The sequence below is a fragment of the Actinomycetota bacterium genome (assembly GCA_035640355.1).
GTDB lineage: Bacteria > Actinomycetota > UBA4738 > UBA4738 > HRBIN12 > CALGFI01.
The window spans coordinates 1-14389 of sequence record DASQWI010000021.1; the positions used below are offsets into that span (position 1 = coordinate 1).

Genomic DNA, 14389 nt, shown 5'->3' on the forward strand with positions numbered 1-14389 from the left:
GGCGCGAGCTCGCCGCGAGCTCGGCGACCGCCGATACGAGTCGCTCCGAAGCGCGCTCGAGGAGATGATCGGCGCGCCGGCGGAGCCGCTCGAACCGTGACGCTGCGCTGATCTTCAGATCCCCACGCCGACGTCGAGCGCCCTGCCCACGATGTACGTGATGGCCGCGGCGACAGCGCCGATCGCGAGCATTCGAGCTCCCGAGTAGATCGCCCCGCGCGCAGTCAGGTACGTCATGGCCGCGCCGACACCGAACAGGGCCGCGCCCGAGAGCACGGCGGAGGCCAGTATCGCGGCGCCGCCCGACGCGAACAGGAACGGCAGCAGTGGAAGGAGTGCGCCGGAGGCGAACGTCACGAACGACGCGCTGGCGGCCGCGACGGGCGACCCGAGGCCCATCTGGGGATCGAGCCCGAGCTCCTCGCGCGCATGCGTCTCCAGCGCGACGGCGGGATCCTTCATCAGCTCGGTCGCCAGGCGGTCGGCGAGGTCAACCGGCAGCCCCTTGCGGACGTAGATCGCGGCCAGCTCTTCGCGTTCGGCCTCCGGTTCCGAACCGATCTCATGGGCCTCCAGATGGATGAGTCGTTCGAACACCTCGCGCTGCACGCGCACGGAGATGTACTCGCCCGCCCCCATCGAGAACGCCCCCGCGAGCAGACCGGCGATGCCGGCCAGGATGACGACTTCGTTGTCCACCCTGGCTCCGGCAACGCCGAAGATCAGCGACAGGTTCGAGACCAGGCCGTCGTTGACGCCGAAGATCGCCGCGCGCAGTGCGCCCGACCTTCCACCGGTGTGTTGCTCGCCGCCGATCGGCCCCGGATGCGGTACGACGCGCCACTGACGTCCTCGCATCCCCCGCACCACCTGAGACAGCAGGTTCAACCGCGACTTCGTCGTGAGATCCGCGGACGAGAGCTGCTCGCCGCCCCGGGGTGATGCCCGGCCGCCGGTCAACGTACCCGCCGGGTGTTCATCTCGAGCACCGTACCTTTGGGCCGAGGTCTAGGCGAAGCGGCTCGCGGCAAAGCGGTCGATCGGGATCGCCGGCTCCCGCCCCACCGCGAGGTCCGCGAGGACCAAGCCGCTCAGGGGGGCGAACTTGAACCCGTGTCCGCTGCACGGCGAGCCGACCACGATCGGGCCGATGCGATCGAAGACGAAGTCCTCGTCCGGCGTATTCGTGTAGAGGCACGTTTCGGTGCCGCCGTCGGGAACGTGCGGCGCGAACCTGTCCGCGGCGTACTCGATCACGCGGCGCTCACGTTCCCGATCGGGCTCGAACGATCGCTCGTCGGCGTCCACCGGCGGCCCCGACATGTGCAACGCCACTTTGAAGTGGCCGGGGCGCGTCGGATCGGGGACCGTGTACGGCGTCCGCGGCGGCGTCACGTCCCAGTCGATCACGGTCGGCAGCGGTGAGGGGTCGTCGAGCGCGAAGTACGTGACCTGTTCGAAGCTCGGCTCGAGCGGGACGTCGATCCCCGCGCCGAGCAGCAGCCGACGCGCCCACGGACCGGCGGTGACGACGACGACTCCCGCGTCGTACGCCTCGGCGTCGGTCCGGACCTCGGCTCGGTCTCCGCGAGCCACCACCTGGAGCACGTGCGTGTTCTCGAGCAACGTTGCGCCGAGGTCTACGGCGAGCTTGGCCTGTGCGAGCACGGTGCGCTCGGCCATGCAGACGCCGCCGTCCTCCTGGACGAACACCTCGGTCGTGGAGTCGAGGCGGAGCGCCGGCCATCGCTCGGTCACCGCTTTGTCGGGGAGGTACTCGAACCTCTCGCCCGCCGCCTCCAGCGCCTCCGCCGACGACCGCCCGGCCCTTCCAATGTCGAGGCCGGCCGTCGTGACCATCAGCGGCTCGCCGACCTCTCCCTCCAGGGCACGCCACTCCTCGAGCGCCCGGCGGGCCATTCGGACGTAGTCGGGGTGGTCATAGGTCAGACGGAAGACCCGGGTCGGTCCACCCGAGCTCCCCCGGGCATGCCCGATCTCGTACCGCTCGAGCAGCAACGTGCTTCGTCCACGGGAGGCGAGCCATCGAGCGGCAGAGGTGCCGATCGCGCCGGCTCCGACGACGATCACATCGAAGCGTTGTGTCACGGTCCCGAGCGTATCGGCGGATGTCAGTCGCCGTTTCGGCGGAGCCGCGACCGCATCCGCGCCATGATCCCGGACTCGCGTTTGTCGGAGTCTTCGTCCGTCCCGGCGATCTCCGCCGGGCTGAGCGTCGTCTCGTCCTCGCGCGTCAGCTGGGACTCGATCACCTCGTGGCGCGTCAGGTACGTCGACACGGTCGCCTGGATCACGGCCGCTGCGGGCAGGGCGATGAACGCGCCGAGGAGTCCGTTGATCGAACCGCCGGCCAGCGCCGCGCCGAACGCGACCGCCGGATGGAGCTGCATTGTTCGAGCGGTGATCCGCGGCGCCAGCAGGTAGTTCTCGATCTGCTGATAGACCAGGACGAAGATCAGGAAGAACAGCGCCCCGATCGGGTCCTCGAGGAGTGCAACGAGGAGCGGCACCGCAGCCGCGATGTAGGTGCCGACGACCGGGATGAACTGTGAGACGAACCCCTGCCAGATCGCGAGCGGCAACGCGAACGGCACGCCGAGCACCCGGAGGACCACGTACGTGAAGGCGGCGTTGATGACGGCAAGGAGCAGGCGCGAATACAGGTATCCGCCCGTCTTGTCGATCGCCACCTCCCACGCGGAGAGAACCTCTCGCTGCCGCCGCGGCGGGAGCAGCGAGCAGACGACGCGCCGAAACCTCGGCCCGTCGGCGACGAGGTAGAACGTGAACAGGCCGATCGTCAGCAGCTGGAACAGCACGCTCACCAGGAACGCACCGATCGAGGCGACGTTCGCGGCGAGACGAGCCACGCTCGTCTGTGCCCCGGCGATCTGCTCGAGGAGCCGCTCGCTGGTGAGCTCGATATCGAACCATCGCTCGGTGTAGACGCTTGCTTCTGCCAGGAAACCGGGGAGGCGCTGAACGAGCTCCTGCACCTGGTCGATCACGAGCGGAACCATCAGCGCGATGATCACCACGACGAGGAGGGCGAGCGCGAACAGCAGAACCGCCGTGGCGGCCCCGCGCCGCCACCCCCGCCCGACCAGCCAGTTGACGCCTGGTTCCAGGGCGAACGAGAGGAACAGCGCGGTGATGAGCCACACGACGAGGTCTCGCAGCCGACGAAAGATGGAGAACGCGGCGTAGGCCGCGAATACCGTGAAGACGATCTGCAACAGAAGCTTGGGGATCCATGTCGGCATCCCGCTCGGAGAGGCGATCACGGCGCGACGTCGGACCTCCTGGGCGCCCCGCGCCTGCGCTTCGGTGACCGGTGGCTCGGTCTTCTCCGCCGTCTCGTGCGCCGGGTCCATGTCGGCAGGGTATCGGCCGTGCGTGGGCCGCGCCAGCAACGATTCCGCGGCGCCGTGCCGGTTCGGCGCGGAGAAACCGTACGATGAACGCATGGCGCGCGAGGCGACGGGCAAGACGGGGAAGCCCACGACGACGCGCAACAAGCCGGAGCGGCCGCGCGACGAGCTCGGCCGTCCACAGCCGTGGGATACCGAGAACACGTTGCATCTCGAAGACTACGAGTCGTTCTCCGTCGAGGAGAACCACCGTCTCGCGCGAGAGCATCTGAACCACGGGCGGTTCTTCCCCGCGCACGAGGCCTGGGAGACGGCGTGGAAGCAGTCGCGGGACACCGACGACGCCGAGTTCTTCAAGGGACTGTCGCAGCTCGGCGCCGGCTATACCCACCTGCTGAGGGGAAACGCCCACGGGGCGATTAGGCTGTTGACGAGAGGCTCCGGCCGCCTTCGGCGTTACCCCTCGATGCATCGGGGCATCCGCACCACGGACGTCGCCGATCGCGCCGATGCGCTCGCCGCGGCGATCGACCGCGGTGACGTCGTGCCTGGAGAGGCCGCCGCGTTCGAACAACCGGTCGTTTGATCGGTTGACTGAGCGGCTCTCCAACCCGCACCATTGGCCACCAATGAGCGCACCCGATCTGCTCGACTGGAAGGGCCGGACCGGCCCGTTCACGATCGAGGTCAACCCCGGTGTCTTCGCACCCACGCACACGAGCCGCACGATCGCCGAGGCGCTCGAGATCCAGCCCGGCGACACGGTGATCGACGTCGGGTCGGGAAGCGGCGTCCTGTCATTCGTCGCCGCCAACCTCGGAGCCAGGCACGTCTACGGGGTCGATCTGTCGCAAGCGTCGGTCGCCGTCGCAACCCGGAACGCCGAGCGGCTCGGCGTCGACGACCGCGTCGAGTTCCGCGTCGGCAACCTGCTCGAGCCCGTTCGAAGCATCCAGGCCGACGTGATCATCGGCGACGTATCGGGGATCCCGGACGAGATCGCCGCCGTATCCGGCTGGTTCCCCGAAGGTCACGCGGGCGGTCCGACCGGTGCGGAGCTTCCCGCGGCGATGCTGGAGAGCATCCGTGAGAACGGGTGCCTGCGACCGGGTGGCCGCCTGTATCTCCCAACCGGAACGATTCAGGCGGAGAACAGCATCCTGGAGGTGGCGCGTCGGATCTTCGGTGCCGCGAACCTTCAGTCGCTTCTCGAGCGCGAGTTCCCGTTGCCCGACGTCGTCGCGAGTTCGAAGGCGGTGGCGAGGATGATGAAGGAGGGGATCCTCCACCTCCACGCGCGAGGAAGCCGTCTGCTGTGGCGCCTCCAAGTGTGGCGGTGCGAGATGCCCGCCGTCTCGGATCGCGCGCTCACGACCAGCTGACGTCGCCTCGACGACCCCGTTCGCTCAGTCGCTCCGGCGTACCACCGCGACGGACGACACGTCGTATCCCGCCTCTCGCAGTCGCTTTGCGCCGCCTCGATCGATCGCCAGCACGATGAGCGCGATCGTGCAACCTGCGTTCTCGAGCGCACTCGCCGCCGCGAGCACCTGCGTGCCCGTCGTCGAGACGTCCTCGATCAGCGCGATCTGCGCGCCGTCCGGCGCATCCCCTTCGACGAGCGACTGCGTTCCGTACGCCTTCGCCTGTTTACGCACCACCACGATCCTCCGGCTCGTCTCGAGCGCGACCGCCGCGACGAGCAGCGTCGCCGCTCCTTCCGGCGCGGCGAGGTGCGTCACGTGTTCGGGGAGAAGCCGCGCGACGGCGCGAGCCGTCTCTCTCAACAGGTCCGGGTCGCTGAGGAAGCGGAACTTGTCGAAGTAGACGGGCGACCGTTTCCCCGAGGACAACACGAAGTCGCCGTGGAGCTCCGACACCTCGAGCAATCTGTGCGCGATGTCGTCTGACATCGACGCGTAGCATAGGGGGCCCGGGGTACTTGCAGAGCGAGCGCCGGCGAGCGTTGTTCGGCTTCGGGGTGGGGGGACCGATGGACCTGTACCGAACGGTGCGGCGCGGGCTGTTCGCCATTCCGCCGGAGACGACCCATCACGTCGCGCACACCGCGCTGGGGCTGCCGCTCCCGTGGGAGCGCATCGGCGGCGCCGTCACCGATCCCGCTCTGCGAACGTCGCTCGCCGGGATCGAACTGGCAAACCCCGTCGGTCTGGCCGCCGGCTTCGACAAGACGGGTCGCCGCCTCGGTGCGCTCGGTCGTCTCGGATTCGGCTACGTCGTCGCGGGCACGTTCACCCGCGCTCCGCGACGGGGGAACCCGCGCCCGACGATCGTGCGGTACGAGCATCGGTCGTCGATGGTGAACGCGATGGGGTTACCGAACCCCGGGGCGGTTGCGGCGGCTCGGGCGCTCGCTGGGACACCTCGAACCTCCCCCCGGTTCGCCAGCATCGCCGACGAGGCGGTTCACGACGTCGTCGAGACGCACGCGCTCCTCGAACCGCACGTAGACGCGATAGAGCTCAACGCGAGCTGTCCGAACGTGTCGTGGGGGCGTGACCGCGACAACGAGGCGCACCTCGCGGAACTGCTGGCCGCGTTTGGTGCCCATCGGACACCGCTGTTCGTGAAGCTCCCGCCGTTCCGTGGGGACGCCGAACGCGACGCAGTGCTCGCGATGGCCTCGGTCGCGATCGACGGCGGCGCCGACGGCCTAACGTGCTCCAACACCCGGCTCGTTCGGGAGTGGCGCCTGTCGAGGGCCGTGGGAGGGCTGTCGGGACGTGCACTGTTCGACGAAACACCACGCATCGTCGAGCGCGTCGTTGCCGCCACGCGCGCGGAGGTGCCGGTCAACGCCTGCGGCGGGGTCGGGTCGGCGGCGGAAGCGCGAATGTGCCTCGAGGCGGGAGCGGCGACCGTACAGATCTACACGGCACTGATCTTCCAGGGGCCTCGCGTCGTCCGTTCCCTCACGTCGGGACTCGCGTCTGCGCTTCAGGACGTCGAAGCGCCGGTCGTTCGCTGACACCGACCCAACCGCGTCGCTGGGTTGCCGCTGCGGACCTTCCCGTTCAAGATTGCGCGGTTCGCGCACAGGCGTCTACACGCCGGACGGAGGGGGATTGGCGCAGCCGGTGACAGAGCTCGACGACGCCCGTACCGACGCACGTGCGGGTGCCGCCGTCCGGCTGGCCGGGGTGCGCAAGCGCTTCGGTGAGGTCACGGCCGTCGACGGCATCGACCTCGACGTCGCCGAGGGCGAGTTCTTCTCGATGCTCGGTCCCTCCGGATCCGGCAAGACGACGTGTCTCCGCTTGATCGCGGGGTTCGAGGCGCCGACCGAAGGGCGTGTCTTCCTGGGCGGCCAGGACGTGACCGATCTCCCCCCGTACGACCGCGACGTCAACACGGTCTTCCAGGACTACGCGCTGTTCCCACACATGTCGGTCGAGGAGAACGTCGAGTACGGCCTGAAGGTCAAGCAGGTTCCGGCCGCGGAGCGACTCAAACGTGCGGCCGAGGCGCTGGGCATGGTTCGACTGTCCGGGCTCGGGGGGCGGAAGCCATCGCAGCTCTCGGGCGGTCAGCGGCAGCGCGTCGCGCTCGCTCGCGCGCTGGTCAACAGGCCGAAGGTGCTGCTGCTCGACGAGCCGCTCGGCGCGCTCGATCTCAAGCTGCGCCAGGCGATGCAGATCGAGCTCAAGGAGATCCAGCGGCGGGTCGGGCTGACGTTCGTCTACGTGACCCACGATCAGGAGGAAGCACTCACGATGAGCGACCGGCTCGCCGTGTTCAGCGCCGGGCGCATCGAGCAGGTCGGCACGCCGGCCGAGGTGTACGAGCGACCCGCGACGGGGTTCGTGGCGGGGTTCGTCGGTACGTCGAACGTGCTATCCGGCGAGGTCGCCAGCCGGATCACGGGGTCGCCCGAAGCCTTCACGATCCGGCCGGAGAAGATCCACATGACCGGCGTCGCCTCGTCTGCGAACCACGACGAGTGGTCTGCGACCGGTCACGTGCGCGACGTTGTCTACATCGGCGCGCTCACGAAGTACATCGTGGCGCTCGACGCCGGCGGCGAGCTGGTCGTTTTCCAGCAGAACCTCACCACGTCATCGATGGAGGCGCTGCGGGTGAAGGGACAGGCCGTTCGCCTGGCGTGGAACAAGGACAACAACCGGCCGGTGCAGGACGCCGCCGGCCCAGGATCCTCGGAGCAGGGGGAGGAGGACGCATGACCAAGATCCAACGCACGCTCGCCGTCGCGTTCGTTCTGGCGATCGTGGCGGCCGGGTGTGGAGAGGATGACGGCGGCGCCGGCGCCGGCGACGGCATGACCGAGCCGCCCGTGGTCTACGACGAGATCGGCGAGCTCGAGGGTCAGCTCGAGCTGATCGCCTGGCACGGATACACCGAGGACGGGACGACGGAGGGATACGAGGAGTACGACTGGGTCACGCCGTTCGAGGACGCGACGGGGTGCCAAGTGAACCAGACCTACGCGGACACCTCCGACGAGATGGTCACGCTCATGCGGCAGGGCGGCGGCGAGGTCTACGACGGCGTGTCGGCCTCGGGGAACGCCAGCAACCGACTCATCGCCGCGGGTGACGTCGGTGCCGTCGATCCAGCGCTGTTCCCGGACTTGGACAACGTCATCGCGCCGCTCCACCCGGACACGGGGACGAACAACTCCCATTACGTCGTCGACGGGAACATGTACGGCACGCCGTACATGTATGGGCCGAACTTCCTCATGTACAACACGGACGTCGTCGACCCCGCCCCGACGAGCTGGGACGTCACGTTCGAGTCCGACTCGCCCTACGCGGGAAAGGTCACGGCGTACGACGACCCGATCTTCATCGCCGACGCGGCCATGTACCTGATGGCCACGAACCCGGATCTGGGGATCACGGATCCCTACGAGCTCACCCAGGAGCAGTTCGACGCCGTCATCGCCCAGCTCCAGGAGCAGCGTGAGATCGTCGCCTCGTACTGGTCGCTGTACACCGACGAGATCGACGGGTTCCTCGACGGGTCGATGGTGATCGGGACGGCGTGGCCGGTGAACTTCACGTACTCGAAGGACGCCCCAGCGGCCGCGATCATCCCCGACGAGGGGGTGACCGGGTGGGCCGACACATGGATGATCTCGGCCAACGCACCCCACCCCAACTGCATGCTGAAGTGGATGGAGTGGACCCTTCAGCCCGACGTGCAGGCCGAGGTGGGCGTCTACTACGGCGCCGCCGGATCCAACACCGAGTCGTGCGACCTGATCGCCGAGTCCCTCGGCCAGGGCGGCGAGGACCTCGTGGACTCGGTCGAGTACTCGTTCTGCGGAGACGCGGAGTTCCTCAACTCGATCCACCTGTGGAAGACGCCGCAGGTCGCGTGCGGCGACGACCGCGGGGACTCCTGCATCGACTATTCGGAGTGGACGCAGGCCTGGACCGAGATCCGGGGGGCGTAGTTTCGAGTGGATCGACGGGCGCACCGGGGGATGTCATCCCCGGAGCGCCGCGCCCAAGGCCGGGGCGAAGCTCGGTGAGTGAACCGAACGTCGGCACCTCGGCGAGGAAGGGGATCACGTGGCGACCATCGCCGAAGCGCCGCCGCGCGAGAGCGCGGCCCGCCGGCTGTCGGCGTTCCTGTTCCGCCACCCCTGGCTGAAGCTGGGGCTGTCGCTCGGGGGACCACTGACGTGGTTCCTCGTGATCTACCTCGGGTCGCTCGCACTCTTGTTGTTCGCGGCGTTCTGGCACCTCGACGTGTTCACCGCGGAGATCGTTCGCGGTTTCAGCCTGTCGAACTTCCAGACGCTCCTCGACGTCGACGTGTACCGGACGATCGCGCTTCGCACGGTCGGGATCTCGGTGGCGGTGACCCTCACCGACCTCGTGCTGTCGTTCCCGCTCGCCTACTACGCCGCACGGATGGCGACGCCGCGGATGCGGAACGCCCTGCTCATCGCCGTCGTGCTGCCTCTGTGGGCGAACTACCTCGTCCGGATCTTCGCGTGGAAGCTGATCCTCACCCCGAACGGCTTCCTCAACTGGCTGGTCGAGCTGACCCCGTTCGGAGCTCTGCAGCTCGGCCGGTCGAACTGGTCGGTCTGGATCACGTTCGTCTACCTGTGGCTGCCCTTCACGCTGCTTCCTGTGTACGCGGCGCTCGAGCGGGTCCCCTCGTCGTTCCTCGAGGCGTCGGCCGACCTCGGGGCCAGAGGATGGACCACCTTCCGGAGCGTAGTGCTGCCGCTGATCCTGCCGGGCGTCGTCGCCGGCTCGATCTTCTCGTTCTCGTTGACGCTCGGCGACTACATCACGCCGGAGCTCGTCGGAAACACGCAGTTCATCGGCAACGTCATCTTCGACAACGTGGGTGTTGCCGGAAACCTGCCGCTGGCAGCGGCGTACGCGCTCGTGCCTGTGGCCATCATGGCCGTCTACCTGTACGGGGCCAAGCGGGCCGGCGCGTTCGAGGCGCTGTAGCGGTGGAGTCTCGGACCGCGAGGTGGCTGATCAAGGGCGGAACCGTGTTCACACTGCTGTTCCTGTACGTCCCCATCGGGATCGTCGTTCTCTACGCCTTCAACGACAGCATCGGACAGGCCTGGCCCATCGAGGAGTACACGACGAAGTGGTTCGGCGTCGCGTGGCGTGAGCCCAAGGTTCGCGAGGCGCTCGCCAACTCGCTGGAGGTTGCCGTGCTGGCCACGCTGGTCGCCCTGCTGCTGGGAAGCGCCGCGGCGTTCGCCGTTCATCGGTTTCGGTTCTTCGGCCGGAACTCTGTCTCGTTCCTCCTCGTTCTGCCCATCGCGCTACCGGGCATCGTCACGGCGATCGCGCTGAACACGTCGATCAACAACTTCGGGATCAGCTTCGGCATCCTGACGATCGTGATCGGTCACGCGACGTTCTGCATCGTTGTGGTCTACAACAACGTGATCGCGCGGCTGCGCCGATCGCCGACGTCGCTCATCGAGGCGTCGATGGATCTGGGCGCCGACGGCTGGCAGACGTTCCGCTACGTAACGTTCCCTGCGATACGAACGGCGCTCGTGGCGGGCGCGTTGCTGGCGTTCGCGCTGTCGTTCGACGAGATCGTGGTGACGAACTTCACGGCCGGCAGCACGACGACGGTCCCAAAATTCATCTACAACAACCTCCGGCTCCCGCGAAACCGCCCCGTCGTGAACGTGGTCGCGCTGGCGGTCATCCTCGTCATGTTCGTGCCGATCTACATCGCCCAGCGACTCGCCGCCGGCCCCGACGCGCGGACGCCGGCCGCGAGGACCGCGGCTCCACCGTAGGGAGCATCACCGCCGGTAGCCTTCGACGGTTATGCTCGGACGACGCTCCATTGTCGCGCTCGTCGCCGCCAGTTTGCTCGTCGGCGCCGCATGTTCCGACGACGACGACGAGGAGCCGCCGGTCATCGAGCCCATCGTCGTCCTGGGCGAGGTCGGGGACTCCGAAGGGGAGCTCAACCTGCTTGCGTTCGCCGGCTACGTCGAGGACGGGTCGAGCGACCCGGCGTTCGACTGGGTCACCCCGTTCGAGCGCGAAACGGGGTGCACGGTCAACGTTCAATACGCGGACTCCGGCGACGAGATGCTCGAGCTGCTGACCACCGAGGACTCCGGATTCGACGGGGCCTCGGTCCCGGGCGACGTCGCGCGCGAGCTCATCAATCGGCGGACGGTCGCCGCGGTCGATCCCGAGATCATCCCGGGATGGGACCGAGTGCTCGCGCCGCTCCGCGGCAGCAACGCACGTCACTACATCGTCGAGGGCGACGTGTTCGGTGTTCCCGCGTTGTACGGGCCGAACTTCCTGATGTTCGACGAGCGGGCCGTTCGTCCCAAACCGACCAGCTGGGACGTCGTGTACGAGCCGGACACGAAATACGGCGGCCGGATCGCCATGCTGGATTCGCCGATGTCAATCGCCGACGCCGCGCTCTACCTATCTGCCACTCAGCCAGAGCTCGGAATCGACGATCCGTACGAGCTGACGCCGCCGCAGCTCGAGGCCGCCACGAACCTGCTCGAGCGGCAAGCCCCCCTCGTCGGTCTGTACTGGACGTTCTTCACGGACACGATCGAGGCGTTCGGTAGTGGAGACGTGGTGGTGGGGACCGGATGGCCGATCGCTCTCAGCCTGCTGCAGATCCAGGACCGGCCGATCGCGGCGCTCATCCCGAAGGAGGGTGCGACGGGCTGGGCGGACACGTGGATGGTCGCCGCGGACGCCGAGCACCCGAACTGCATGCTGCGGTGGATGGGCCGGACGCTCTCCGCTGAGGTTCAGGACGAGATGGCGCGGTGGTACGGCGGCGCTCCCAGCAACGCGCACGCGTGCGATTTGATCCGTGAAGAACTCGGCGACTTCGCGGATCTCGCGGACAGCCTGCGGTTCGGGCGGTGCGGGGACCGCGACTTCCTCGCGTCGCTCGAGCTGTGGCGTACGCCCACCGTGGACTGCGGCGATGAGCGCGGACGAGCGTGTACCGGCGCGCCGGCGTGGCGCGAGGCGTGGGAGGGCGTGCGTCGATAACCGACTAGAGGTACTGGCCGCGCATGTCGGGACCAGGAGGGTTCTCGCCGCCGGGTGCTTGACCGGCCGGAAGGCCCCGGCGCCGAAGCTCCTCGAACTGCGCCCGCGCCGCCGCTTGCTGCGCGAACAAGGCGGCCTGTATCCCATGGAACAGTCCCTCGAGCCATCCGACGAGCTGCGCCTGCGCCACGCGGATCTCGGCGTCGGTGGGCACACCGCTCATCGGCGGCGCGAGCGTCTCGAGCTCCTCGCGCAGGTCGGGTGAGAGCACCTCGACGAGCTCGCCCACCGCGCGCTCGTAGATCTGGCGCAGTCGAACCCGGCCCGGCTCATCGAGCGACGCCTGGCGCGTCTCGTCGAGGAGCTCGCGAACCATGCTCGCGATCCGTAGGAGCTTCGCCGGCTGGGTGATCGATTCGGACCCCTCATCGCCCGGCTTTGGCGGGCCGACGACCTCCGGTGGCTGCGGCACCGCGGCTTCGCTCATGCCGCCCACCGTAGCAGCCCCGGTGGAATCGCCTGCAGCGTGAGTCACCCGTTTGCGAGCTCGGCGAACAGGAATGCCTGGGCCAGGGCCGCGCGTTCCAGGTCGCCGAGGTCGACGCTTTCGTCGATCGAGTGGTACTGGCTCTTCTCGTCCGAAGCGCCGTACACGAGGATCTCTGCCTTCGGGAAGGTCCGCGAGAGCACCGGCACGAGGGGGATCGACCCGCCGCTTCCACTCTGCACGGCGGGGTGTCCATACGCTGCCTCCATCGCGCGCAGCATCCCGGCGAACGCAGGCCCGTCGCTCGCCACGCGCATCCCGGCGCCGGGCTGGCCCCTGTCGACGCGAGTCTCGACGCCCCAGGGAGCGTGCTCCTCGAGGTGCTTCGCCAGCAGCTCCATCGCCTCGTCGGCGTCCTGCTCCGGCGGGATGCGCACGCTGACCTTTGCCGCCGCGACGGGTACGAGCTGGTTCGACGCCTCGCGAACGCGCGGCGCGTCGATCCCGAGGACCGACACGGCCGGCTTCGACCACAGACGTTCGGCGATCGTTCCCGAGCCGATCAACCCGACTCCCGGGCGGATCGGCGCCTCCTCCCGGAGCTCCTCCTCGGTCATCTCGACACCATCCCAGGGCCAGCTCCGCAGGCCTTTGATCGCCACGTTCCCGTCGTCGTCGTGAAGGGTGGCCAGCATTCGCGCGAGCGAGATCAGCGCGTCGGGTACCGCGCCGCCGAAGGAGCCGCTGTGCACGGCGAGATCGAGCGTGCGAACCGTGACCCGGCAATCGACGACGCCTCGCATGCTGGTCCCGATCGCAGGAACGCCCGTGCGCCAGTTGCCCCCGTCGGCGACACCGACCGCGTCCGCGGCGAGCAGCTCCTGGTGCGCGCCGATCAGAAAGTCCAGGTGCGCGGTGCTCGCCTCTTCCTCGCCCTCGACGATCACCTTCACGGTCACGGGCGGCTTGCCGTCCCATGCCCGGAGGGCCGCGGCATGCATGACGATCCCACACTTGTCGTCAGACGTTCCGCGCCCGTAGATCCGTCCGTCCCGAACGGAGGGTTCGAACGGCGGGGTCGTCCACTCCTCGAGCGGGCCCTCCGGCTGCACGTCGTGGTGCGCGTACAGCAGGATCGTCGGGGCGCCCTCCGGCCCCTTCGCCTCGCCGAACACTGCCGGATGCTCCACCCCGTCGGGAAGCTCGATCACCCGAACACCGGTGAAACCGGCTGCCTCGAGGATCTCCGCGGTCATATCGGCCGATGAGCGAACCGGCGCGGTGTCGTAGTCGGGGAACGCGATCGAGGGGATGCGGACGAGCCGCGCCAGCTCATCGATCGTGCGCGGCATGTCGTTGGAGACTGCGGCGCGGAGGTCGTCACGATCCACGTTGGGCCCGAACGATATCAGCGGCGTCTCGCGAGGTTCGGCGCTCTCGTTTCGGCGAGGCGCGTGATCTACGGCAATTCCTTGGGCACGACGAACGACACGAGCCGAACGCGTGCGGCAGCAACATCGCGCCACGCGCCGTCGACGTCGAAGACGGCCACCGCACAGGTCGGGAACTTCTGGCGGAGCCGAACCGCTCCTGCCGCCGCGTCGTCGCTCGCGAGCTCGATCGAGAGGTCCTGGATGCCGGGGTTGTGACCGACGACGGCGACGACCTCGGCGTCATCGCGAACCTCCCGCGCGCTCGCGAGCAGTTCGTCTTGGCTCGCGGCGTAGAGCTCGTCGAGGTACATCACCTCGGCGCCGGAAAACTCCAGGAGATCCAGCGTCTCCCGCGTCCGCCTCGACGGAGAGCAGAGCACCACGTCGGGCCGCAGCCCCTCGTCCCGAAGGTGGGAACCCATCCGTTCTGCGGCCTTGCGCCCCCGCCCGACGAGTGGCCGATCGCGGTCGGAGAGCGAGGCGTCGTTCCAGCTCGATTTAGCGTGTCGTATCAGTAGGAGTCGACGATTCATCGGCGCCCTCGTGTTG

Annotated in this window: 15 protein-coding genes; 8 read left to right on the plus strand and 7 right to left on the minus strand. The window is 68.4% G+C overall.

Going from position 1 to position 14389, the window contains the following annotated elements; all coding sequences use genetic code 11:
• Positions 1–114: 114 nt before the first annotated feature.
• From VFA08_11130 to VFA08_11140, 3 genes are all read right to left on the minus strand, one after another.
• On the minus strand, positions 115–888 hold the full coding sequence (locus VFA08_11130) for a VIT1/CCC1 transporter family protein (GenBank protein HYZ14136.1): 774 nt from the start codon (positions 886–888) through the stop codon (positions 115–117).
• 120 nt (positions 889–1008) lie between these two features.
• The gene (locus VFA08_11135) at positions 1009–2109 is read right to left on the minus strand and encodes an FAD-dependent oxidoreductase (protein HYZ14137.1); all 1101 of its coding nucleotides are present in this window, start codon (positions 2107–2109) and stop codon (positions 1009–1011) included.
• A gap of 23 nt (positions 2110–2132) precedes the next feature.
• Positions 2133–3395: an AI-2E family transporter gene (locus VFA08_11140; protein ID HYZ14138.1), complete on the minus strand. Its 1263-nt coding sequence runs from the start codon at positions 3393–3395 to the stop codon at positions 2133–2135.
• Positions 3396–3486: 91 nt separating this feature from the next.
• Here VFA08_11140 and VFA08_11145 point away from each other — a divergent pair, with 91 nt between their 5' ends.
• Both VFA08_11145 and VFA08_11150 read left to right on the plus strand, forming a co-directional pair.
• A complete protein-coding gene (locus VFA08_11145; GenBank protein HYZ14139.1) occupies positions 3487–3978 on the plus strand; it encodes a DUF309 domain-containing protein in 492 nt (163 codons plus the stop codon).
• A 43-nt stretch (positions 3979–4021) separates the two neighbouring features.
• Positions 4022–4774, plus strand: coding sequence for a 50S ribosomal protein L11 methyltransferase (locus VFA08_11150; protein ID HYZ14140.1), 753 nt, complete (start codon positions 4022–4024; stop codon positions 4772–4774).
• Positions 4775–4798: 24 nt separating this feature from the next.
• Here VFA08_11150 and pyrE read toward each other — a convergent pair whose 3' ends face one another.
• Complete coding sequence (gene pyrE / locus VFA08_11155) at positions 4799–5305, minus strand: orotate phosphoribosyltransferase (GenBank protein ID HYZ14141.1); 507 nt, start codon at positions 5303–5305, stop codon at positions 4799–4801.
• Between the two features lie 29 nt (positions 5306–5334).
• Here pyrE and VFA08_11160 point away from each other — a divergent pair, with 29 nt between their 5' ends.
• The 6 genes from VFA08_11160 (at position 5335) to VFA08_11185 (ending at position 11920) form a co-directional block, all read left to right on the plus strand.
• Positions 5335–6381: a dihydroorotate dehydrogenase 2 gene (locus tag VFA08_11160; protein HYZ14142.1), complete on the plus strand. Its 1047-nt coding sequence runs from the start codon at positions 5335–5337 to the stop codon at positions 6379–6381.
• A 109-nt stretch (positions 6382–6490) separates the two neighbouring features.
• Positions 6491–7594, plus strand: coding sequence for an ABC transporter ATP-binding protein (locus tag VFA08_11165; protein ID HYZ14143.1), 1104 nt, complete (start codon positions 6491–6493; stop codon positions 7592–7594).
• Positions 7591–8832: an extracellular solute-binding protein gene (locus VFA08_11170; GenBank protein HYZ14144.1), complete on the plus strand. Its 1242-nt coding sequence runs from the start codon at positions 7591–7593 to the stop codon at positions 8830–8832. The genes VFA08_11165 and VFA08_11170 overlap by 4 nt, the downstream gene beginning before the upstream one ends.
• A 118-nt stretch (positions 8833–8950) precedes the next feature.
• Positions 8951–9853 carry an ABC transporter permease gene (locus VFA08_11175; protein ID HYZ14145.1) on the plus strand — a complete coding sequence of 301 codons (903 nt, stop codon included), beginning with the start codon at positions 8951–8953 and terminating at the stop codon, positions 9851–9853.
• 2 nt (positions 9854–9855) lie between these two features.
• Positions 9856–10674 (plus strand): ABC transporter permease, encoded by an 819-nt coding sequence (locus VFA08_11180; GenBank protein ID HYZ14146.1) that lies wholly within the window; start codon positions 9856–9858, stop codon positions 10672–10674.
• Between the two features lie 31 nt (positions 10675–10705).
• Complete coding sequence (locus VFA08_11185; protein ID HYZ14147.1) at positions 10706–11920, plus strand: extracellular solute-binding protein; 1215 nt, start codon at positions 10706–10708, stop codon at positions 11918–11920.
• 4 nt (positions 11921–11924) lie between these two features.
• On the opposite strand, the gene VFA08_11190 is transcribed toward VFA08_11185, so the two are convergent.
• From VFA08_11190 to VFA08_11200, 3 genes are all read right to left on the minus strand, one after another.
• The gene (locus tag VFA08_11190; GenBank protein ID HYZ14148.1) at positions 11925–12407 is read right to left on the minus strand and encodes a proteasome activator; all 483 of its coding nucleotides are present in this window, start codon (positions 12405–12407) and stop codon (positions 11925–11927) included.
• A gap of 44 nt (positions 12408–12451) precedes the next feature.
• A complete protein-coding gene (locus VFA08_11195; GenBank protein HYZ14149.1) occupies positions 12452–13798 on the minus strand; it encodes a M20/M25/M40 family metallo-hydrolase in 1347 nt (448 codons plus the stop codon).
• A 68-nt stretch (positions 13799–13866) separates the two neighbouring features.
• A complete protein-coding gene (locus tag VFA08_11200; GenBank protein ID HYZ14150.1) occupies positions 13867–14373 on the minus strand; it encodes a histidine phosphatase family protein in 507 nt (168 codons plus the stop codon).
• Positions 14374–14389: the final 16 nt, after the last annotated feature.

Bases quoted from the DNA above. Each gene is read 5' to 3' on its own strand.
- VFA08_11170 (HYZ14144.1), top strand. From the start codon at position 7,591: ATGACCAAGATCCAACGCACGCTCGCCGTCGCGTTCGTTCTGGCGATC.
- VFA08_11140 (HYZ14138.1), bottom strand. From the start codon at position 3,395: ATGGACCCGGCGCACGAGACGGCGGAGAAGACCGAGCCACCGGTCACC.
- VFA08_11190 (HYZ14148.1), bottom strand. From the start codon at position 12,407: ATGAGCGAAGCCGCGGTGCCGCAGCCACCGGAGGTCGTCGGCCCGCCA.
- VFA08_11145 (HYZ14139.1), top strand. From the start codon at position 3,487: ATGGCGCGCGAGGCGACGGGCAAGACGGGGAAGCCCACGACGACGCGC.
- pyrE (HYZ14141.1), bottom strand. From the start codon at position 5,305: ATGTCAGACGACATCGCGCACAGATTGCTCGAGGTGTCGGAGCTCCAC.
- VFA08_11150 (HYZ14140.1), top strand. From the start codon at position 4,022: ATGAGCGCACCCGATCTGCTCGACTGGAAGGGCCGGACCGGCCCGTTC.
- VFA08_11185 (HYZ14147.1), top strand. From the start codon at position 10,706: ATGCTCGGACGACGCTCCATTGTCGCGCTCGTCGCCGCCAGTTTGCTC.
- VFA08_11200 (HYZ14150.1), bottom strand. From the start codon at position 14,373: ATGAATCGTCGACTCCTACTGATACGACACGCTAAATCGAGCTGGAAC.